The following is a 23,345-nucleotide window of genomic DNA, read 5'->3' as shown; positions in this document are numbered from 1 at the left end:
CTGAAACGATGTTGAACTCATCCGGCCGATTCCCTCTCGAACATCGATTGCAATACCGAACTAAAAGTGCCGAGATTCTTATTCTTGCTCCTGCAATCCCGATGATTCTCTCGATACTTCCTTTGCGTTATTGCTTTTTGTCTTTTCCCTTCGCCTTGTTCTCCAAGAGCGTCTTGTGGAACTTGGCTTGTTGTTGCGCTTCGGCCACCTCCACGTTGATTTTGTCGGCCAAGGTTTTGTACGGCTCCACACCGTCCACAAAAGCGTAACTGTTGATGGCTTCGCACAATTTTTCGAAGGCCGCTTGCATTTCCGTGCGCGCTTGGGTGGTCAACCCCGTCACATATTCCGTTTTTTCCTCGGTCCCCAGGATATGATTGGCTTCATAACCCTTATTCTCCTCATCGAGTTTGTCGATCCACGCCAGCGGCGTAATCTTGGCCATCCGTGCCGTGTTTTCGGGCAAGCGCATGTCGGCGACCAAATTATAGAGGATGGATGTTTCCCGTTCGCGGGACATGTTCTGGATGTCCTTCCCGTATTTTTCCACCACGATCAACAACAGCCGGGAGGATTCCGATATGTCCGCGTCGGGGTACCGCATGGCGGCGCGTATCGTGCTGCTGAGCCCTACCAGCGTGTTGTCGCGCAAATCGTCGCTCTCCTTTTTGGGAGCGGTGAACTTCGATTTATCGGCTTGCTTCACCGCCACGTCCAGTTTGTCGAACGCCAAAAAGAACGACGTGGCAACCGCCGTCAATTTCAACACTTCCATATCTTCTTTATGAAGATAGTCTGCAATCACTTTCATAAGATGGAAAAATTCCATCAAAAACACTTTTGATAATTTTGTCGTTTTTACTAACATGATTTTTTGTTTTTATAGGATAGGAAATAAATAAAATAAATGCCAAGTTCCGCGTGCGATGAATCATTTTTTTCTTCCGCGGTGCGGGCGACGGGGGCGATAGGCCCGTCTTCTCTTCCGTGAGGCTGTCGACCGGCGCAATGGATACTTTCTCTTTTCCTCGGATCGATTGACCGGGTAAATACGCGCAACTTCTCTTCCGTGGAGCTATCGACGCGGTCGGCAGGCCCGGCGTCCCTCCCGAAGCGACTGCCGCGGATGGCGGAACGCGCGATAGCATTGCTTCACGGGAGGCGGAAGTGGCGGAGTGATAGATGCGCTCAATTCGAGCGAAAGAAAGCAGGTGGGGTAAATTATTGCTCCAAAAATATCGAGATGGGAAAGTATTTCTCAAGAGGATATAACCGATGTATTTTTCGATTACCCCATTTGTTTTTGATTTATGACGGCAATATTACACTATTTTTATGATTCCGCAAAATTTTTGATTCTTTTTTTTTGAAACAGGCGGGAATAAACGGCACACCCCCCCCTCACCGTAAAGGGTCCTGCGAGGAGGGCCGTTTAAAAAGGTTGAAAGGGTAAGATCGGAAAGCCCAAATCCATCAAAAAAGGACTAAAAAACGCCGCATCAAAAAATTCAAGAATCTGTTTAAATTTCTTTCGCGATTCAAAAAGAATTATTTTTTAGCAGTGTCCTTTCTCGTTTTGGCGATAATAGCGGCTATTTGAGCCAAATAAGAGGAAGAAGAATACAAAAAAGAAACTTTTTGAAGGCGAAGAATAGTTTCATTACAGTCTTCGTAAGAAATTTAAACAGTTTCTCAAAACAGTTTCTAATTTCCGAAAAGGATTTTCTGCTTGGGAACGACCCCGATGCCGGGACGATCGGAAGCAATGATCTTTGCGTTTTCGAGTTGCGCCCCGTCGAAGCAATCGTTTCCGATGAGCAATGCGCCGTCGAGATCGGCAAAATCGAGACCCGGCGATAGCTGTGCCGCGGCCGAAATGGCACAGGACGTTTCGGTCATGCACCCGATCATCACTTTCATTCCCAAGGCTTCGGCCAGGTTGCGCATCTTCCATGCCTCGCGCAGGCCGGTGCATTTCATCAGCTTGATGTTGATTCCCGAAAAAGCGCCTTTCAGCCGCTCCACGTCGTGCAGCCGTTGCACCGATTCATCGGCAAAGATGGGCAAGGGACTTTCTTCGGTGATGCGGGCGATGTCGTCGAGCGCATGCTTCGACATGGGTTGCTCGACCATCACCACGCCCTTTTCCTTCAACCAATGAATCATCTCGACAGCCTGTCGGCGGTCTTTCCATCCCTGATTCGCATCGACCGTAAGCGGCAGGTCGGTCACCGACCGGATGGCTTCGATCATGCGTTTATCATCGGGGCCGCCGACTTTTACCTTCAGCACGCGGAACGGGCCGAGCGCCTCGCGTGTCTTTTCGCGCACCACTTCGTCGCTGTCGATGCCGATGGTGAAGGTGGTATCGGGCGCTTGATATTTGTCGAGGCCGTACATTTTATACCATGGCGCGCCGATCATTTTTCCGGCCAAGTCGTGCAGGGCGATGTCGACGGAGGCTTTGGCCGCGGTATTGTTTTCGGCGATGCTGTCGACATATTCGAGAATCTCTTCGAGGTTTGCCGGATTGCGAAAGCCCGACAGATCGACTTTTTTCAGGAATTCGATGACGGATGCTTGCGTTTCGCCCAGATAAGGCGGCAGGGAAGCTTCACCGTAACCCGTCAGTCCGTCGTATTCGATGCGCGTGAGGACGACGAGGGTGGTTTTGCGGGAAAAGCCCGAGATGGTGAATACATGTCTCAATTGCAAGTCGTAGGGAGTCCAGGAAAGTTTCATATTGACGGATACGTTAGTCGGTTTACGCGTGGGTTTTACGGCTGAAATCAAGGGAGCGGCCGCTATAACAGCTGCTGCCGATGCGGATGTTTGAATGAATTGGCGCCTGTTTTGTTTCATTGTTCGTTGTTTTTAGGAATGAATACGGTTTGTTTAAAGCGATAGGCCGAAGATACGGTTTTATGGTGCGGGACGGTAAAAGTCGTTTCCCCTGATTTCTTCGATACCGGGTGTGCCCACCTCGCCGAGGATACGTTTTGTGCGCAGATAACGTCCGCTGTTATAGGCATCGTACAACGGATCAGCGGGGTCGAAGCTGCTGATGCGGATATGATCGGAGGCGTGGATGAATTTTTTATCTCCCAAGTAAATACCTACATGTACGACGCGTTCGCGCGGTTGGTCGTTGCTTGCGGGCGTACCGAAAAACACCAGGTCGCCGGGTTGCGCTTCGGTAAAATCGGCCGTGTCGTCGATCAGCTTTCCGTATAAGACCTGTTGCGAGGCATCGCGAGCCAGCAAAATCCCGTGATGCAAATAGACTGTTTTGGTAAAACCGCTACAGTCGAGTCCCTTTGCCGATGTGCCGCCCCATACATAAGGGATACCCATAAATTTCAGGGCGGTGTGGGTAACGGCCTCGGGTGTTTGTTGGATATGGCTGAACCAGTCCTGTTCGTTTTCGGCATCGGCTTTGGGCACAAAAGCCTTCCGTCCGTCGGGATAAACCACCCTATAATATTTCCCTTTCGTGCCTGTGACGGCCAACGTGTTTCCGGTCACCAGATCGGATACTTGCTGCGACCGGGCATTTGCTTTTTCATAAGAAGACGTGTATAAGCGCGTAATCACAATCTTCGGCTGACGGCGGTAGCTATCGAGCTCGCTTTCGGTCATCGGTTGCACGGAACGATTGATCCAGCCGATGTATTTTTCGGGCGTTTGAATACGCCGCCATCCGCCTTGTTCGTCAAGGATTTTCACCGGCATGCCGAGGAGCACCTGCGATACTGTTTCGGAACTATAAGAGGGCGCTGAATGCAAGGTGCCGACCGAGTTGTAAATCACGCCCCATGTTTTGTCTTGCAGGCGGACGTCGGGCAACAGGCGGATGCTGTCTTGCAAGGAGTAAGGAAGCGCTTGTAGGCGTTGTATAAGCGTCCGGTACGCCTCGTGACTGCTCGTTTCGCCTTTCAGCACCAACGATTGAGCATTTTCTTCGACCCGGATGTCGAAAACTTCCGTTCGTTTGTCGGGGGCGTATTGTTGCTGAACCGATCGCCGTATTTCCTGTATTTGTTGACTGTTTTGTGCCATAGAAAAAAGAAAGGATACCGTCCACATAAAAGACAGCAGGCCGATTTTTTGCTTTGTTTTCATCCTTTTAATAACTAAATCCGCCGAAAGATACGATTTTTTTTAAAAAGAGCAAAGAATAAAGAATCCAACTCTGAGGGGACGGGCAAGGAACGGGTGGAGGAGATATTTCTTCTCCGCTCATCATTCACCATCCCTTCCCCGCTTCGCGATAGAAGCCGTCTCAAAAATAAAAAAACTGCCGCCGGATTTCTCCAACGGCAGACAATTGAGTAGAACAGGGAACTTTTACCAATCGGTAACATTACTCAACAGTTTTAGGCGTATCCGTCGTTTGCGGCGGTATTGCGGCACTCAGAACCGTACGCGCACTCCCGCGTTTAATCCGAAAACCAGCGGATCCTGTGTGCGGGCGCTCATCGGTTGATTGTTATTGAAATAATAAATCACTTGCGGCTCGCCGAAAATACGTATCCGTTTTGTCAACCGGTATTCAAATCCGGCAGCCACGTTTGCCGAAAGCTGTATGCCGTCGATACCCGATCGCACCGTGATGCGTTCCACATCGCCTTTGCTATCTTCGATTTCTTGCTTATAAATCGAAAGCACGCCTTTCTCCAGGGTGCCGCCTGCCAATGCATAGACGTTCCACGCATCCTTTTCATATACCATCGCCTTTAAATTGACCGGAATGCCGAGGTAGTGCAGCGACAGCGAGCCCCGGTAAACCACCGTGCCCGGTTTATCGAAAAGCGATGACAAGTAAGTGTATTTCAGTCCGGTTTCGATGCTCCACCGGTGGTTTAAAGGGATGTCGGCGGTCAGGCTGAGCGATAGCGGAGGCAAATGGCGTATTTGCGTAAAATCGGACGGCTTGAGTGTTTCCTGCCCGATGGCTTCTCCGTCCGAGGCTAAATAATCCGTTCTTCCGCCCAATGGCAGGTCGTTCATATATAAATAACTCCCAGCCGTTTCTTTTCCGAGTGTTTGGCCCCCGCCACCGAGGCGTGCGATCAGAGAATGTTTTCTATCGTTACCGGCCGTTTGCAAAGGGGGGCTTGCCGGAAGCGCTTGCGTAGAAGCTTGTTCTGTTGATTCTCCGGTTTGTCCGAACGAATCACCCTCTTCGTGTGGCGGTTCGTTTTTTTCTGCCGTCGTCATGTGTAAAGGGGGTGCTTTTCGATGCGTATCCCGCTGCCGTTGTAAATAATCGGCAATAACCGATCTCGTTGCCGTTTCCGGAATGCGTTCGGTACGGGTAGCGGAATGCTTCGCCAACAAGAGACGTTCTGTCCTTTGCATGACCTGAGCAGGTTTCTTTTCAGGCTGTTGCGAATGCGTGTCGATCGCTTCCGTAGCATGCAAAGGAGCCGTCTCCGTCACGAGTTGATCGGGGCGCCCGGTTATAAACGGATTCAGCACAAAAAGAATGCCTGTCAATATGGCGGCCGCTACCGCTCCCCATAGGAAATAGGCGCGCCTGATCTTCCGTTTGGAATACAGCTTGTTCTCCAACTCATTCCAGACTTCCGGCCGCACAGGAACGCGATGATTGTGAAGTTTTTCCCTGGCTTGCAGCGAAAAATCATCGGGTATGTCTTTATTTCTTTGATCAGATAGCATCTTTTTTCTGCGTGAAAGTTATTATTTTTTGCTGTAATAATTGGCGCGCCCGGAAAAAATGCGAGCGGGATGTACTTTCGGGTATGCCCAGCATGCCGGCAATTTCCTGATGTTTATACCCCTCGATGGCAAACAGGTTGAAAACCATTCGATAGGTATCCGGCAGTTCGGCGATGCATTGCATCAGTTCATCGGCCGAAATATCATCCAGCACCGACTGTTTGGCCGGTTGATCTTCTATATAATCCAGTCGCACTTCCTTTTCCTTCAATCGTTTCCGCTTTCGGATAAATTCGAGTGCGGTGTTCACGAATATCTTCCGTATCCATGCGCCGAAAGGCCCTTTGCCCGAATATTGGCCGATTTGAGTGAATACGATCAGAAAACCCTCCTGAAGCACATCTTGCGCATCGTCGTAGTCGGAAACATAGCGGCAGCACAAAGCCATCATGGTAGGAGCGTATTGTTCGTATACGGTCTTCCTTGCCCATAACTTTCCTTGTTTACAAGCGGTTATTAACTGATGTTCCGACATGAAAAATTTCCCTGTTTAGGATATGATGTTTTGTGCGGTCAAAACGTTGCAGAATATTCGGAATCCCCTGTCCCCTTGTCTCCCCGTCTCTCTGTCCCCTTGTCCCCTTGTCCCCTTGTCCCCTTGTCCCTCTATCCCCTTGTCTCTCTGTCTCTTTGTCCCTCTGTCTCTTTGTCCCCTTGTCTCCCCGCCCCTCTGTCTTTATCTTCTCAGCCACGGAGCCGGATCGAGTTTGTGGGTCTTTTGCCAGAGTTGGAAGTGCATCGTGGAGATGCCGGTGTCGGGATCCGTGTAAATGCGTCCGAGGGCCTGTCCGGCTTTCACCTTGTCGCCTTGTTTGACATACAAATCATAGATATTCGCGTAGAAGGTATAATAGTCGCCGTGACGAACAATCACGCACGTGTTGGCGCTGGGGAAAGAGAATACTTTCGATACTTCTCCGTCGTATACCGACCGGATGTCGGCTCCCTGTTGGGCTTGGATGTCGATGCCGTTGCTATTGGTGGAAATATTCCATTCGCTATGTTTGTTCATACCGAATTTACCGACGATCGTCGAGGTGCCTGTAACCGGCATCGGTAACCGTCCTTTGTTCGCCGCGAAGTTTTTGGATAAGTTGAATGTTTCGGCCGATGCCGTAGCCGTATTGCTCTCGATCTTCGGCTCCGTTTTGGGGCGGGCCTCGTCGCGCCGTGATGTTTCGCTTTCTCTTTTATCGCCCGATTTGCGCCGGGCTTCCTCGCGGCGCCGTTCTTCTTCCTTGCGTGCCCGGGCAGCCTCCTCGGCCGCGCGCCGGCGAGCCGCCGCTTCCCGTTCCTGGCGGGCTACTTCTTCGGCGATTAATTTTTCGATTTGAGCGTTCAGTTGGTTCACTTGCCGCTGTTTGTCCTGTAAGGTCTTTTGCAGTTTCGATTGTTGTTGACGTGCCTCGGCCATCTCCGACTGATGAGTCTTTTCTTCGCTTTGCAACTTGTTCTGCTCCGATTCCAGAGCCGTCAAAGCCCGTTGCTTTTCGACCTTCGCTTGCTCCAGCTTTTCTTTTTTAAGATTCAGTTCGGCATTCTTTTTTTTTATTTCTTCCGCTTGTTGTTTCTGCTGTTGCGAATACTCTCTCAGGTACTGCGCGCGGCGGAGGGATTCGCCCAATGATTTGCCGGAAAGGATGAAGAGCAACTTGTTCTGGCGGTATTTATTGTTTAGAAGGCCTTTGATAGTCTTTGCATATTGCTTTTGACGTCCTTCGAGATCTTTATTAAGTTCTTCGATTTCTGCTGTCAAACGGGCTTCTTCTTTTTCCAACGCCGACAATTCCTGCTCTTGGGTGGAAATAAGTTTCTTCCGCGATTCGATTTGTTTATTGATGAGATTGATCCGGTCTAAAATGGTTGTCGTATGTTTTTTGACATCTAAAAAGAGCTTGTTGGTGTTTCGGATTTCTTCTTTCAGTATCAACTGTTGTTTTTGCAAATTCTCAATCTGCTTCGTTTGAGAAAACAAAGCAACGGAAAGGAACAACAGCCAATAGAGGGAAAGAAGCCGTTTCATTGTTATTTTGCCTTTAGAATCTTTAAGAGTTCTGCCACAGTGGTTTTCGTATAACTTGCCGGCACGCTGACCGACAGTTCCATCGGAGCATTCAACGAAATATCCGAAAAGATAAAGGCAACATTCATTGTTTTATCGGAAACCAATGCCGAGATATCCATTTTATAGGGAAAAACCTGTGTGGATACTATCGAGAAGTTGCTATAGTTCCATTCTACCGAATGGGTTTTATTCGGAGAAAGTAAGTGCGTGGATGTGATTCGGTCGTCTCCGTTTACGATGAATGAATAGGTGATTCCCGAATTTTTGTCTCGCCCCTGCAATTGATAATGCGCATCGGGTGTTTCCGAAATTTCGAACTGACGGTAGTCGGTTGTTTCCGCCGATTCTTTGGATGAAACGAATAAAGAGTTGGTAAACAACGATTGCAGGGTGTAATAGTCGAAACCTACCGGATAAATTTCTTTAAGAGTGGTCAGGGACTCCTTCACGTATCGTTTATTCATCCGGTCCAATACCACCAGCGAGTCGGGATCGATATGGAAACGGAACATTTCCACGCCGAACAACGGTTGTATCGAGACTTGCAGGGCTTTGTCGCGTACGATTCTTACCTGTGCTTTAGAGCTCAGCGATCGGGTGCCCATTTCTACATTCATCGTTACCTTCGAAGCCAGCGTCCCGTAATCGAAAGATTGCTCCAGAATGTCGCTGAACAGCTCGTTATTCTCCTTTTCCTCGACCGGCGTAGTGGAGGAAATGATTTTTTGTTTGGGTTTGCAACAAGTCAAAGCGGTTGCTAATACGCAAATAAACAAAAGGATGTTTTGAAATCGAAGCGTCTTCATTTTTTTTGCGGATCTTTTTCGATGTATTTACCTGTTTTTATTTTCTGGTCGAGTGTTTTTGAGTCACTCCCCAACTTTTTGGCGGTTTTCCATTGTTCGACGGCTTTTAAGGCGTCCCCCGTCATATAAAGCACATCTCCGTAATGCTCGTATACTTCTGCCGAAGGTTCTTTCGATCCATACTCGATGGCTTTTTCAATATAAATCTTTGCCGCCACATACGAGCCTTGCTCAAACAGGATCCATCCGTACGTGTCGAGATAAGTTGCATTGGTGGGCTCCCCTTTGATGGTGATGCCGCTCATTTGCTCTGCTTTGTCCAAGTCGCGCTTTTGCAGCGAAAGATAGTAACTGTAGTTGTTCAATACCGGCAGGTTCTGCGGATTTAGCTTCAATGCCTTTTCGTAATTCTCGAAAGCAGCTTCCGTATTGCCCAGCAGGTGATTCAAATCTCCCACTTGAGCAAGAAAGTCAGATTCCAGCAGCGGGTTTTCGAAAGTCGCGGTTTCCAGTCCTTTTTCAAATACCGCTAATGCTTCGCGGTATTTTTTCTGTTGATAGTAAGCCCCGCCCAGATAGAAGTGGAATTGCGGGTGTTGGGGAACCTGCCTGATGGCCTCTGTGGTGATCTTAATCACTTTGTCCATATCGTTATCCGAGAGATATATCCGCAATAATTGTTCGTATCCCGCCGGATCATCGGGATTATCTTTGATGTAAATCTCGAATTGCTTCGTCGCCCCTTTTTTATCTTCTTGCATCATCAAGACATTCCCGTAGATTAAATTCAGTTGCGAATTGTTGGGATATTGTTCGAAAAGCGTTTTGAAGAGAGGGTTTGTCTGTTTGATGTCTTGCTTGTTTTGTTGCAGTAGAGAGATATACCGAGTAAGAAGCTCTATTTTCACCTCTACTTCGAGAGACGATCCGGTAATGGCTTTTTGCAGTTCGGCTTGGGCGGCCTCTTTGTTTTCGGTCGTCTCGTAATAATTAACCATCGACAGGATCAGCGCCGGATAGTCGGGGTCGACGGCCCGGACTTGCTCGTAATACTCGAGCGCCTTGTCATTTTGATTATCCTGTAAATATAAATCGCCCATCAACAGCAGGTATCGGGGATCGTTAGGCGCTTTATCGATGATGTTCTTTATCTCGCGAAAGGCCTTCTCCTTCTGATTCATCATCGAGTACAAGCGGAACTTGTTTAACGCCACCATCTCCGAGAAGCCGCTGCCTTTTTCGAACGCATTCAAGGCCTCCATCGCTTTTTCCAGTTCGCCGTCATCGGCATAAGCATTCGCCAATTCGAAATAGAGATTTATTTTATCCGGATATTGCTTTAATAGCGAATTATAAATACCGATGACTTCTTTCTTCAATCCGAGCTCTTTGCTCAAGCCCGCCAACGTCATCGTATAATAATAGTTCGACGGATCATACTGCACGGCCTTCCGGAAATAATCAAGAGCTTTGTTTTTTTCCGAGAGCGCATTATAAAAGGTGCCTAACTCGATGAGCACATTCGCGTTTGTCGAATCCAATGCCTGGCAGTGGAGGAACAAGTCTAACGCTTCGGCATAATTGCCTTGCGTTTTTGCGTTAAGCGCTTCGTAAAAATAATAATCGAATTTACGACGCGTCTGATCCTCCGATGCGGGTTCTTTTGCATCGGGCTGTTGCGCTCTTACAAATGCAGGCGCCAAAATGAGTAAGGAGAGAAGTCCGAAAACGATCCAATGACGGGATTTACCCCTTATCTGTTTATAAAGCATTATCCGTTCGATAGCTGATTTATTCTTTATTCCTGTTATCCTATTTCTGTTCACCATTCAATCTTTTATCAATCTCCCATCACTTAGTTCCCGTATGTCCGAATCCTCCGCTGCCCCGCTCGCTTTCGTTGAGTTTATCGACCGCTTCCCATTGCACATGCTCGTGTCGGGCGATAACCATTTGGCAAATACGTTCGCCATCATTGATCAGGAAATCTTCGTTGGACAAGTTGACCAGAATGACGCGTATCTCTCCCCGGTAATCGGCATCGATGGTGCCGGGAGTATTGACGAGGGATATGCCGTGCTTGATGGCCAATCCGCTGCGGGGACGTATCTGCGCTTCGTATCCTTCGGGAAGCTCGATGGATATCCCGGTCGGGACCAGGCGTCTTTCGAGCGGTTTCAATACTATCGGCGCTTCAATATTCGCCCGCAGATCCATTCCTGCCGAATAAGGAGTGGCATATTCCGGTAAAGAATGATGCGAAGAATTGACTATTTTGATCTTCATTCCGTTGTCTGTCTTTTTTTATGGTGCGAATTTATACATTTCCTTGCAATTATCGGGCAATTTGATGAATTTTAAGCAAATTATCCGTCTTTCGCTTTAAGATTATTTTCCGGAAGATCTTTTTCTGCCGAAAAAATCCATACCTTTGCAACTATGAGTGAACAAGGGGATGATTTATTGGCGAAACTTCGCCAAACATTGAAAGAACAAGGTATTGAGTCTTTTCATATCCTTGAGGAACTTGTGCCTTTAGAAGAGCAATTGGAGTATTTCAAATACTTCGAAGAGTTGCGGAAGGAGAATACGCCTTTTGTCCGCGATGAAGAGGTGGCGATATTGTTTTCACCGGATGAGCCGGTTGCGCGCAAAAAGAAGAGTTTGCTGCTGTTGGCATCGATCCCCGACGTGGGGGCTTATCGTTCCATCGAAACCTATCATAGTTCGCCTTTGGAGCCCGAATTGCAAAATTGGTCGTCTATGGCACTGGTCAGTAGCCGTATTGTATTGAATTCCGATCTTTCGGGTCAACAGCAAATATATATATCTTCGGGTTTGGGAGGACAGGATAAGAAGTTGCGCTTTTTTGCCTTGTTTGCAGCTAAAGATCGGCTGCCTTTTACCGCTTTACAGCGGGAGATCATAGAGCGGGAGTTCCGTTTTCAGCTACAACAAGCGGATGTGGTTGTCGAGAAGTTCGATATTCGCGAGGATTACTTTACAATCCTCCTGTTATTCTCTTTCGACACCGATGTGAAATCGAGTTTGAATGCCGCCGTTACCGAGTGCAACCAATATGGCAATTTTTTAGATGCCAAGTTCTTGTTTACGAATGTGAAGATATTAAGCGAGGAGGAAATTCAAAATGTGTTGAACAATCGCTGATTCTTTATGGTATTTAGAATAATATACAGTGTACTGTTTTTTTTACTCTTGTTACCGGTGCCGCAACCTGTTTCGGCGCAGAATATTCCTTTTGTGCCTCCTTCTTTTAACTATGGAATTAAAGATTATGGAGCGGGCAACCAAAACTGGGCGGTTGCGCAGGGACAGAACGGAGTTATTTATATAGGTAATAATTATGGACTGTTATCTTTCGATGCCGTCAATTGGAATTTGCACCCTTTGCCTAATAATTTGGCTGTTAAATCGATTCTGGTCAATCACTCCTCCGGCGCCGAGCGTATTTATGTAGGTTCTTTCGAAGAGTTCGGCTATTTTGAGCGCGATGAAACGAACAAATTGTGTTATCATTCCTTGAAAGGGTTGGTCAAGGATTATACTTTTCGCAATGATGAAATATGGACGATTCATCAATTGAACGATAAGTTGTTTTTTCAATCGTTTTCTTCTTATTTCGTGTATAATGAGAAAACCCGATCCATCGACTCTTACAAACCGTATCCGGCTCCTCTTTATTTTTTTAATGTCGAGGGCACGCTATATGCCCAATTTATCGATGAGAATTTCTATAAATACGATGGACGGGATTTCAAGTTACTCTTGACGCGAGAGCGGATGAATGACGATTTTATCGTTTCGGCTTTACCTTTTCAGGGAAAGTTGCTGCTTGTTACTTCCAAAAGCGGTATCTACTCTTTCGATTCGCGGACGTCTCAGTTATCGCGCTTCCCGACGGCCATCGACTCGAAACTGAATACGGCTATCGTCAACCGGACGGCCTTATTGCCGGATTCTGTTTTAATAATAGGCACGCTCAATGAGGGGCTCTTTGCCCTTAATGCGCGCGGAGAGGAACTTTGGCATCTGAATCGTTCCAACGGCCTGAATAATAACACGTGCTTAGGACTGTTTATTGATAATGAGAATAATCTTTGGACGGCTCTCGATAACGGCGTGTCGTACATTCAAACTAACTCTCCTTTGTCGTTCTTTGAACCGAAAGATATCCAAATCGGTTTAGTGGAGGAGATACTGGTCCAAGACAATCAGTTATACATCGCTTCAAACCAGGGAGTCTATAAATATTCCGAGTCGAAGGGGAATTTTCAATCGATTCCTTCCCTGAATGTACAATCGTGGTTTATCCGGGCTTTCGGAGAGCATATTATTACCGGAAACAACAAAGGGACTTCGTTAATTCGCAATGACAGGGCGATTCCCATTCCCAAAGTAAGTACAGGCGGAATGGATATTAAAGGAATGACGATATCCGGAACGGAATTCTTGTTGGAGTCTACCTACAACGATTTGCTTGTTTATTTGAAGGATGCGAAAGGCGAATGGTATTTCAGTCACCGGGTGGAAGGCTTTTCCGATTTGATTAATCAACTGGAAATCGATCATACCGGAAATATTTGGGCGAGCCATATGTATAAAGGATTGTATCGCTTACGGCTGGACAATGGCTTGCAACGTATCGTAGAACAAGATTTTTATCTGAAACTCGACAGTGCGTTGGAGTCGGTTAATCCGGTAAAGATTTCGAAGTTGAAAGGGCGTATCGTTTTTTCCGATGGCTTCCGGTTTTATACGTATGATGATTTGCAACGAAAAATTATTCCTTTTGAACAGCTTACGGAAGAGTTGCCGAATCTTTCGGATACGCGCAATATCGTTCCTGTTAATGATAGTCTATTCTGGTTTGTTCGAAACAAAGAATATACCGTTGTAAAATATAATTCGGAAAACCATTACACCGTTCACGAGAAGATCCCGTTCAGTATCTTGAATAATCCACCTAATTACAGCCGGGGAAATGTATACGTCGATAAAAACGGAGACTCGTATTTTTGTTTGAACGGAGGAATAGGCAAATACAATTTTTCCCGTTCCACGCAACAACCTATCCGGCATTTCGAAATCGCTTCGGCTTCCAGTTATAACCGGAAAGATGGCATTACTCAACGTCTTTCTTTACAAGGTAAGAATATAATTGATTATGCCGATAATAATATAACCTTTGAGTTGCGGTATACCGATTTCTCTAAAAACGGTTTTTCCGTAGAATGTTTTTTGGGCGATTACGATAATCGATGGATTCCCGTTGCATCGGATTTAACGATTTCGTATACCAATTTGCCGGCGAATGACTATGTGCTGAATGCCCGTGTTGTGAATGAATCCGGAGAAGAGTTGGCAACGCTGACATATCCTTTTGTCATTAAGAATCCCTGGTATAAAACGTCGTGGGCGTTGTTCTTCTATTTTCTCTTAGGCATGATTGTTCTGTTTTCGTTAGTGAAAGTGTATATCCAGATGATCGTCCGCCGGAAAAACAAGCTGTTTATGCAACAGGAGAAAGAACGTTTGGTGCAGTTGGAACGGCAGGAAAAACTCATTACACAATTAAAGAACGAGCAATTGGGAAATGAGTTGGTCTATAAAAGTAAAGAGTTGGCGAATGCCTCCATGCTTATTATCAAGCATGAAGAGTTCCTGAATGCGCTGAAGAAGAGTATTCAGGAGGCGTTGAAATCGGGGAAAATACAAAGGAGCGAAGGCGCCGAACTGATGAAACTCATCGGATCGCATACGTCAGGCGAGGATACGTGGGGGCAATTTCAGGAAAACTTCGATTTAATTCACGAAAACTTTTTCCGAAAACTGAAAGAGCGTTATCCCTCGCTCACCTCGTCCGATTTGCGATTGTGCGCCTTGTTACGGCTTAATTATTCTTCCAAAGATATTGCCAATATGCTTAACCTAACTTTACGCGGAGTGGAAGCTGCCCGTTATCGTTTGCGTAAAAAATTAGCCCTTCAAGAAGATCAGAATTTGGTAGAGTTCATGATCGATTTCCATTAATCTCTTCGTTTTTCATTCTCCTTTCATTTTTATAAGTATTCTATTTGTCAGCGATATACTATCGGATGAAGTAGAGAAAACGTACCCTTTGAAAACATGTTATAAAACATATCGTACTTTTAGAGGGGTGCTTTATTTAGTTTCCGGGTGAAATCCGCTTTCCTTTGTAATGTTTTTGTAACAAAAGTGATTTTTAAAAATACATATTATTAAAAAAAACTGACCCATGAAAGTAAAGAAGTTTTTATTATTTGTTTTGTATTGCGTACCCTTCTTTCTATTTGCCCAAGAGCAAATAACGGTGAAGGGAGTGGTGACAGAGAGCGCCTCCGGCCAACCGGCCATCGGAGTCAGCGTTCTTGTAAAAGGCTCTTCGAATGGAACGGTTACCGATATCGACGGTAATTATACCTTAACGAATGTGCCGGATAATGCGACGTTAGTATTCAGTTATATCGGAATGCTGACGCAAGAAGTAAATGTAGGCGGACGTAGTACCGTCAATGTAACCCTTGCCGAAGATGTGCAAGCATTGGAAGAAGTGGTGGTGATCGGCTATGGATCTGCAAAATCAAAGGACTTGACTGCTCCGATTGATGTGATTAAGGAGAAGGATTTTGTAAATGTGCCTACTTCATCCCCCATGGCGGCACTACAAGGGAAGGTACCCGGAGTCAATATCATTAATTCGGGAACTCCCGGTGATGGTCCTAAGGTGACTATTCGCGGTATGGGATCTTTTGGAGATACTTCCCCTTTATATGTAGTGGACGGGATGTTTTATGACAACATCAACTTTCTGAACAATTCTGATGTTCAGGAAATGACGGTTCTGAAAGATGCATCTGCTGCGGCTATTTATGGTGTACGGGCAGCCAACGGAGTCGTGATCATCACCACAAAGAAAGGTGTACGTAATCAAGAAGCCCGAGTGACTTACAATGGATATGTCGGTATTCAGCAAGCGACCAATTTATTGCAGATGGCCAATTCCCATGAGTATGCCACCATGCTGATGGAAGCCGCTCCCGATACTTACAGATACCTGTTTGAGGGATCCGTCGATGCATTTGGGGGAGACCTCAGTGCATTGAGATTCAATGCCGATACGGATTGGTATAATGAATTGTTGCGCACTGCTATGATGACAAACCACAGCTTGAATGTATCCGGCGGTACGGATAAAGCAACGTATTCAACCGGTTTAAGCTATTTGTCTCAAGATGGGGTAATGGATATTGAAAACTACTACCGCCGCCTGAATTTCCGGGCTGCACTGGACTTCGATGCAAGAAGCTGGCTTAAAATAGGGTTTAACGGCGTATTCAGCAACTCGCAACAGCAGATGCCAAAACAGGATGCATGGCAGCATGCCTTTAATACACCCTCTATCATCCCTGTTTATGATGAATCCCGCGACTCATCTATATTTCCGCATAAATTTGCATCTCCCGAACAAGTCGGTTTTTCGAACAACTTCTACAATCCGGTAGCGACGGCTACTTACTATGATAACCGGAATGAGACTTATCAAGTGCTGAGCAATTTTTATGCTCAGTTTAACATTCTTCCCGATAAATTGAATGTGCGTTCGAGTTACAGTTATGATTACTCTCAGATTCGCGGTACAAATTTTACGCCGACTTATTATGTAGGTTCCAAAGAACAGGCGAACGTTACGAGTTTGACCAAAAAAGACGAGAACTATTATAAAGGAATTTGGGACAATACGGCAACTTATACGGATAAATGGGGAAGGCACGCATTTACGGGTATGGCAGGTGTCTCCATGCGGCAAGAACAGTACAAAAAGTTGGAAGGAACAGCAACTAATGTGCCCGAAGGCAGTGATGTATGGAAATATATTGCCTTAGGTAATAAAGAGGGTGCAACAGTGACCGACGATGGTTGGCGTTACCGTGGTTTGTCGTACTTCACCCGCTTAAACTACAATTACGATGATAAGTATATGTTGATGCTCACCTACCGTGCCGACGGTTCTTCAAAGTACAACGACCAATGGGGATATTTCCCGTCGATAGGCGCTGCATGGGTGGTTTCACAAGAACCTTTCATGAAAGACCAAAAGGTATTCGATTACTTAAAACTTCGTACAAGTTGGGGTAAGTTAGGAAATGATAAAATTGCCGCAAGTGCCGGTTTTGCAAGCATTGAAAATGTACAAGCAGTGTTTGGCCCCAACAATGCCCTTGATGGTTATACCAATTCATCCAATTTTAGTTGGCTTGGTTGGGAAGTCGTGAACGAAACAAACATCGGCGCGAGCTTCTCGACTTTAAGAAACCGGTTGAATGCCGATATCGACTGGTATTACCGAATCACGGAAAACGCTGTTATTTCTCCTAAAATTCCCATGCAAGGCACTACGCTGGCAGGAAATTACGGCGAGATTTTAAACACCGGTGTCGACTTATCTTTAAACTGGAACGATAATATCGGAAAAGATTTTGCCTATAACGTCGGAGCCAATCTTTCGTTCTTGCACAATGAAGTTAAAAGCTTGAAAGATAATATGACGATTATCAAGGGTGGTAAAACGGTAAATAAAGTGGGTGAGAAAATGAATTCCTATTACGGATTCAAGGTCGTAGGAGTCTATCAAACGGCAGAGGAAGTACAAGCTGATCCGATTGCTGTAGCAAACGGACTTGAACCCGGAGACTTCAAATACGAAGATGTGAATAATGACAATGTCATTGACGGAAGTGACAAACAAATCCTCGGTTCTTATATTCCTGATCTCACGTATGGATTTAATGTAGGATTTGCCTACAAAAATCTGGACTTCGGATTGACCACTTATGGACAACTCGGAGGCGAACTTTGGAACAGGAAACGGGCACTGCGTTATGCCGCATCCAATTATAACTTCGACAAAAACCAATATAACAATCGTTGGACAGGGGCCGGTTCCACCAACGAAAATCCCTCGTCGAAAGCATTGTTGAAGACATGGAACGTGTCCGACAGTAATAGTGCATCTTATTTTGTTGAAAAATCGGATTATTTCCGCATCCAAAACGTTACTCTCGGTTATTCATTCCGAGATATTAGAATGGGGGGCTATACTCTACCCGGTGTTCGTCTCTCGTTGACGGCCGACCGCCCATTGACATGGTTCAAGGCCAACAGCTTCACACCTGAATTGTCGGATGCTGAAGGATGGGATACGCAAGTTTATCCTTTGACTGCTACCTATACATTCGGTGTTCAAATTGATTTTTAAACGATCAAAAAACATTTAAAATTGAAAGCAATGAAATTTCTAAAGAAAACATTCGCATATATTATTCTCCCGGCAATTCTGGCCTTGGGAGGCATCACCGCCTGTTCGGATTTCCTCGATATCGAACCGGAAAATAAAGTGCCGGAAGAGAGTGTGGATTTTACAAAAACAGAAAACATGTACCAACCGGTTATTGGTGTTTACGCAAAGCTACGTACTTCCGCGATGCATTGGGCTAACAAACTACTGATGTTTACTCGTGATGGAGATGTGTGGTCCGGACGTACTGACGACCAGGGAGCGGCTGTTGATTTCGGACGCAACTTCAACTACACGAATTCGTTCTGGGCACTTAATAACGTTTGGGTTACATTTTATGAAATTATCCGTACGGCAAACTCGGCTTTGGAATCGCTTGACGGCTATGCCGCCTATCTGACCGAGGGAACAGATGCCTATGAGAACTATGAAAGCTATTGTGGTGAAGTACGTACTATCCGTGCATGGGCTTACTATCAATTAGTGACCAATTTCGGTCCGATTGTACTCTATAAAGACAACACGCAAACAGACTTTCGTCGTTCTAAAATAGCGTCCGTATATAACTACATGCTGGAAGACTTGAATTATGCCATCGATAAATTGCCTCGTTTGCGTCCGAACCAAATGGCACACAATGGGGCTGTAAGTGCATTTACTGCCGAGATGATAGCTGCCAAAGTGTATCTTCTGAAAGGGGAATATGATCAAGTTGAAACATTGACGGACGATATCATTAATGATGGAAATTTCTCTCTGTATACCGAATACTATGACTTGTTCAAAATTCCGGGAAAACTGAGTAATGAATCTTTGTTTGAATGTCAAGTTACAGACTTCGGCAATGGTTCGGGAGAGTACGTCGGAGTTGACCAGTGGTTCAATTTTGCCGGCCCGTTTTCTTTGACAAATCCCAAAACCGGAACTTCATTCGGCGGATGGGGATTTGTGGGTTATGAATCACGTTTTGTGACATGGGCGGAAAATAGAGGCGAAACCGTACGTGCCGAAACTTCTTTCCTGAAAGCGGGAAGCACTACCCGCGAAGGTTGGGTAGTAAGCGACGCACGGGGGACTTCGACCGATTGCTGGAATGGCAAGGATTATCTTCCGTATGATCAACTCACACCTGGCCGTACCACTTATGGTCAAAACAACAACGTGCGTATTCTGCGCTATGCTGAAGTATTACTGATGAATTCCGAAGCTAAAATTCGATTGGGAAAGAACGGCGACAGCGGCTATAATTTAGTCCGCGAACGGGCGAAAATGCCTACTAAAACAGGTGTAACGCTGAATGATGTATTGGACGAACGCCGTATGGAACTTTGCGGTGAATGGGGTAACCGGTATGTCGACTTGGTGCGTACAGGAGAAGCCGCTACCGTACTTGGTCCAAAGTGGACAGAAGCCAAAACCTACTGGCCTATACCATCCTCGCAGCTTGACGATCTTCCTGATTTGATGCTTGACCCGATGGATTGATTTAGATTGTAAATAGTAAAAGAGGGAGTAAACCTCCCTCTTTTATTTTAGATTGAAAAAGTATGAAGTACCCGTTATGCATTCTCATCCTCACGACGTATATCGGCTTTCTGTGGTCTTGCGGAAAGAGCGACGAAGAATCCATTTCCGCCACCTTTCAAATAGAAGGTATTGAAATCGAAGGGGAATATAATGCCTCTTCTTATACCGGTGTGGATCCTCATCTGTCTGTGAAACTTACTTTTTCGGAACAAGTCGATGAAGGTACTTTACAGAACAATATTCGTTTACGGGTTCTGAACGGTGATAGAGTTGACCTTTCGTATAGGGTTGACGGTTTATCGGCTACCATTAAGCCGACAGAGGTGTTAGCGTCCTATACTTCCTTCCGGTTGATTGTCGGTAAAGGTTTGAAATCGGTAACCGGAAAATATCTTTCGGAGGAAAATGTGTATGTCTTATCAACCGCATTGGATTCCACAGATAAGTATCCCCGCATATCCGATGAAGAGCTGTTGACATTAGTGCAGAAGCAGACATTCCGGTACTTTTGGGATTTCGGACATCCGGTAAGCGGTATGGCCCGTGAGCGCAGTTCGTCGGGCGATGTCGTCACCACAGGAGGGACGGGATTCGGTATCATGGCGATGATTGTGGCCGCCGAACGCCGGTTTGTGTCTCGCCAAGAAGCTGCGGAAAGGGTATTGAAGATTACCCGTTTTCTGAAAGAGCGGTGTACGTCTTACCATGGCGCTTTCGCTCATTGGATTAACGGCAGTACCGGCGAAACGAAGCCTTTCAGTACAAAAGACGATGGAGCCGATCTGGTGGAGACCTCTTTTCTTTTTCAGGGATTGTTGACGGCGCGTGAATATTTTGACGGTGAAGATACGAATGAAGCCGAACTACGCCGCCTGATTACCGAATTGTGGGAGGCGGTGGAATGGAATTGGTTTCGTCAAAACGGCCAAAACACCCTTTACTGGCATTGGAGTCCCGTATACGGATGGGAAATGAACATGAAGATATCGGGCTGGAACGAAAGTCTGATTACGTACGTGTTGGCCGCGGCGTCTCCTACGCATTCCATTCCGAAAGAAGTGTATGATAATGGTTGGGCGCGCAACGGCGCTATGCGCAACGACGGGACGTATTACGGATATAAACTGCCGTTAGGGCCTTCGTACGGCGGCCCGATGTTTTTCGCCCATTATTCGTTTCTCGGATTAAATCCCAATGGGCTCAAAGACGCGTATGCCGATTATGGAGAGCAAAATGTAAACCACGCGCGGATTAACTATGAACATTCCCGGCGCAATCCCGGCGGTTATCTGGGTTACAGCGACGTTTGCTGGGGTTTGACGGCCAGCGACGGCAACAACGGCTATAGCGCGCACTCACCGTCGAACGACAAAGGGGTGATTGCTCCCACTGCGGCCCTCTCTTCCATGCCCTACACGCCGGAAGAATCGATGGCGGCCCTTCGCTTCTTTTATTATACGTTGGGCGATAAGCTATGGAAAGAATATGGCTTTATCGATGCCTTCAATCTGACGGAAAAATGGTATGCCTCCGACTTTCTGGCTATCGACCAGGGGCCGATTATCGTCATGATCGAAAACTATCGTACCGGATTGCTTTGGAATTTGCTGGGGCGCAGTACGGAAATACAGGCAGGATTAAAGAAACTGGGGTTTGAGACCCGAAACTAAAGGAATTATGCGACAGAACCGGAAACTTAGTTTAATCATTGTCCTTTTTGTTGCGACGGTAACAAGAACTTTTTGCGAAAGCCCTTCGGAGTATCGGTACGATTATATTTTCTTCGATAATAGTCCGATGAAAGGCGATTATTTTTATACGAAAGCTGATTATACCTCGCCTTCATGGCTGAAAAATGCCCGTTGCCGATTACCGGTGGTTGATCGCGCCTTTAGTCCCGGAAATGCGCTCGAACTGACCTATGTATCTTCCGACGAAGGAGACTGGTACAGTGAAATTCAATATCACCGTTTACGCGGAAACGATTTCTTCCGCACGCCGGATGTGCTTTCCTTACAACTTTTCTTGACGGAAACCATGGCCGCAGATGCCTTACCCCACGTGGCGATTCGGTATCGCGATAAAACCTATACGCACCGGTTGAAGCTATCGGAATATCTAAAAGATAAACGTCCGGATACGTGGCATCAGGTGCGTATTCCGTTGAAGGATTTCGGAGTTGAGGATTTGAACGATGCGAATATTCACACCTTGGCGGCAGTGGCGTTTTATCCCGGAGCGAAAGACGGAAAGCAACATACCGTTTATCTAGACGACGTAGAATTGCTTCCGGCCGCACAGACCGCTGCTACGGCCTTAAAGGCGCCTCTATTGAAAGGCGTAAAAGCATACGAACGGCATATCGATGTGTCGTGGACGCCTCAAACGTCCGGACGGATAAAATATTACCGCATCTACCGTTCACAGGACGGGAAGACGTATGAAGCGGTCGGTATCCGCCGCCCGTGGATGAACCGCTTTACCGATTTTGTCGGCGAAACGGGTTACAAAGCATGGTATAAAGTGACTGCGGTCGACGATGCCTTGAACGAATCGCCGGCTTCGCAAGCGATGGAAGCTACCACGTATGCGATGACCGATGAACAATTGCTGGATATGGTGCAGGAAGCGCACTTCCGCTATTATTGGGAAGGCGCCGAGCCGGTGAGCGGACTGGCACGCGAAAATATTCCCGGCCGGAGCGATATGATTGCTACCGGGGCATCGGGCTTCGGCATTATGGCCACGTTGGTGGCGGTAGAAAGAGGATTCATTTCGCGCGAGGAAGCCGTGGCGCGATTTACGGCTATTACCGCCTTTCTGGAAAAAGCCGACACCTATCACGGCGCCGTGGCTCATTTTATCGACGGCAAAACCGGCAAAGCCGTTCCCTTTTTCGGGAATAAAGATAATGGCGGCGATTTGGTGGAAACATCTTTCTTCGTACAGGGATTGCTGGCGGCTCATCAGTATTTCGACGGGAACAACGAGAAAGAAAAAAACATCCGCCGGAAGATCGATACGTTCTGGAAGGGAATCGAATGGAAATGGTATAAACGGTATCCCGACAGTCCTTTCTTATATTGGCATTGGTCGCCCGACCAAGCATGGGTCATCGACCACCGGTTGATTGGTTGGAACGAAACGATGATCACGTATCTGTTGGCCATCCTGTCGCCGACCCACGCCGTGGAGCCGGAAATGTATTACACGGGATGGGCGGATCGCCATAAAACAGGGCAAGACTACCGTATCGACTGGGGCAAAACCGATGACGGCGCCCAATACATCAACGGAAATACTTATTATGGTTTGAAACTCGATGTCGGTGTTTCGAACGGCGGACCGTTATTCTTCACTCATTATTCCTATATGGGATTGAACCCTCACGGATTTACCGACCGATACACCAATTACTTTCACAATAATCAAACGATTGCCCGCATTAACTATCGCTATTGTGTGGAGAATCCCGGCAGCTACACCGGTTACGGCCCCGGTTGCTGGGGACTTACCGCCAGCGACCATGCGTGGGGTTACCGCGCACAGGAACCCGTAGAACGATTGGATAACGGTACCATTGCTCCTACCGGCGCACTCGCGTCGTTCCCGTATACGCCCGAAGAATCGATGTCCGCACTGAAGAATTACTATCGCAACTACGGCCATTTCCTGTGGGGCGAATACGGATTCCGCGATGCGTTTAATCTTTCGGACAATTGGTGCTCAACCATCTTTATGGGGTTAAACCAGGCGCCCATTACGGTGATGATCGAGAATTATCGAAGCGGGCTTATCTGGGATCTTTTCATGAGTCATCCCGATGTACAAAAAGGAATAAAGAAAATCAATCATATCCAATAATAAA

15 protein-coding genes are annotated in these 23,345 nt (G+C 46.6%); 6 read left to right on the top strand and 9 right to left on the bottom strand.

The genetic code is table 11. The annotated features are described in order from the left end of the window. Positions 1–127: 127 nt before the first annotated feature. From ABNK31_RS14525 to dut, 9 genes are all read right to left on the bottom strand, one after another. Positions 128–868, bottom strand: a complete 741-nt coding sequence (locus ABNK31_RS14525) for a DUF6261 family protein (protein ID WP_418893180.1) — start codon at positions 866–868, stop codon at positions 128–130. A gap of 836 nt (positions 869–1,704) precedes the next feature. Continuing rightward, entirely contained in the window at positions 1,705–2,862 is a 1,158-nt protein-coding gene (locus ABNK31_RS14520) for a dipeptide epimerase (protein WP_418893179.1), read from the bottom strand. A 60-nt stretch (positions 2,863–2,922) separates the two neighbouring features. Further along, positions 2,923–4,122, bottom strand: coding sequence for an NlpC/P60 family protein (locus tag ABNK31_RS14515; RefSeq protein WP_418893178.1), 1,200 nt, complete (start codon positions 4,120–4,122; stop codon positions 2,923–2,925). Between the two features lie 291 nt (positions 4,123–4,413). Further along, on the bottom strand, positions 4,414–5,682 hold the full coding sequence (locus ABNK31_RS14510; RefSeq protein ID WP_418893177.1) for a hypothetical protein: 1,269 nt from the start codon (positions 5,680–5,682) through the stop codon (positions 4,414–4,416). Then, positions 5,672–6,217: an RNA polymerase sigma factor gene (locus ABNK31_RS14505; protein ID WP_418893176.1), complete on the bottom strand. Its 546-nt coding sequence runs from the start codon at positions 6,215–6,217 to the stop codon at positions 5,672–5,674. The genes ABNK31_RS14510 and ABNK31_RS14505 overlap by 11 nt, the downstream gene beginning before the upstream one ends. A gap of 201 nt (positions 6,218–6,418) precedes the next feature. After that, positions 6,419–7,765, bottom strand: a complete 1,347-nt coding sequence (locus ABNK31_RS14500; protein ID WP_418893175.1) for a murein hydrolase activator EnvC family protein — start codon at positions 7,763–7,765, stop codon at positions 6,419–6,421. Positions 7,766–7,767: 2 nt separating this feature from the next. Further along, a complete protein-coding gene (locus ABNK31_RS14495; RefSeq protein WP_321578982.1) occupies positions 7,768–8,613 on the bottom strand; it encodes a DUF4292 domain-containing protein in 846 nt (281 codons plus the stop codon). Next, positions 8,610–10,442 (bottom strand): tetratricopeptide repeat protein, encoded by a 1,833-nt coding sequence (locus tag ABNK31_RS14490; RefSeq protein WP_418893174.1) that lies wholly within the window; start codon positions 10,440–10,442, stop codon positions 8,610–8,612. Before ABNK31_RS14490 ends, ABNK31_RS14495 begins: the two co-directional genes overlap by 4 nt. A gap of 22 nt (positions 10,443–10,464) precedes the next feature. Continuing rightward, entirely contained in the window at positions 10,465–10,899 is a 435-nt protein-coding gene (gene dut, locus ABNK31_RS14485; RefSeq protein WP_418893173.1) for a dUTP diphosphatase, read from the bottom strand. Positions 10,900–11,052: 153 nt separating this feature from the next. Here dut and ABNK31_RS14480 point away from each other — a divergent pair, with 153 nt between their 5' ends. The 6 genes from ABNK31_RS14480 (at position 11,053) to ABNK31_RS14455 (ending at position 23,341) form a co-directional block, all read left to right on the top strand. After that, the gene (locus ABNK31_RS14480; protein WP_418893172.1) at positions 11,053–11,781 is read left to right on the top strand and encodes a hypothetical protein; all 729 of its coding nucleotides are present in this window, start codon (positions 11,053–11,055) and stop codon (positions 11,779–11,781) included. Positions 11,782–11,787: 6 nt separating this feature from the next. After that, entirely contained in the window at positions 11,788–14,664 is a 2,877-nt protein-coding gene (locus ABNK31_RS14475) for a hypothetical protein (RefSeq protein ID WP_418893171.1), read from the top strand. 226 nt (positions 14,665–14,890) lie between these two features. Continuing rightward, positions 14,891–17,911 (top strand): SusC/RagA family TonB-linked outer membrane protein, encoded by a 3,021-nt coding sequence (locus tag ABNK31_RS14470; RefSeq protein ID WP_418893170.1) that lies wholly within the window; start codon positions 14,891–14,893, stop codon positions 17,909–17,911. Positions 17,912–17,941: 30 nt separating this feature from the next. Next, positions 17,942–19,435, top strand: coding sequence for a RagB/SusD family nutrient uptake outer membrane protein (locus tag ABNK31_RS14465; protein WP_418893169.1), 1,494 nt, complete (start codon positions 17,942–17,944; stop codon positions 19,433–19,435). A 62-nt stretch (positions 19,436–19,497) separates the two neighbouring features. Continuing rightward, positions 19,498–21,147: a glucoamylase family protein gene (locus tag ABNK31_RS14460; RefSeq protein ID WP_418893168.1), complete on the top strand. Its 1,650-nt coding sequence runs from the start codon at positions 19,498–19,500 to the stop codon at positions 21,145–21,147. Between the two features lie 127 nt (positions 21,148–21,274). Continuing rightward, positions 21,275–23,341 carry a glucoamylase family protein gene (locus ABNK31_RS14455; protein WP_418895415.1) on the top strand — a complete coding sequence of 689 codons (2,067 nt, stop codon included), beginning with the start codon at positions 21,275–21,277 and terminating at the stop codon, positions 23,339–23,341. Positions 23,342–23,345: the final 4 nt, after the last annotated feature.

Origin of the sequence: Limibacterium fermenti (assembly GCF_041902845.1) — a bacterium.
Classification (GTDB): Bacteria; Bacteroidota; Bacteroidia; order Bacteroidales; family Dysgonomonadaceae; genus Limibacterium; species Limibacterium fermenti.
The sequence above is the reverse complement of the archived record's forward strand: the minus strand, read 5'-3'. Positions and strand labels throughout refer to the sequence as shown.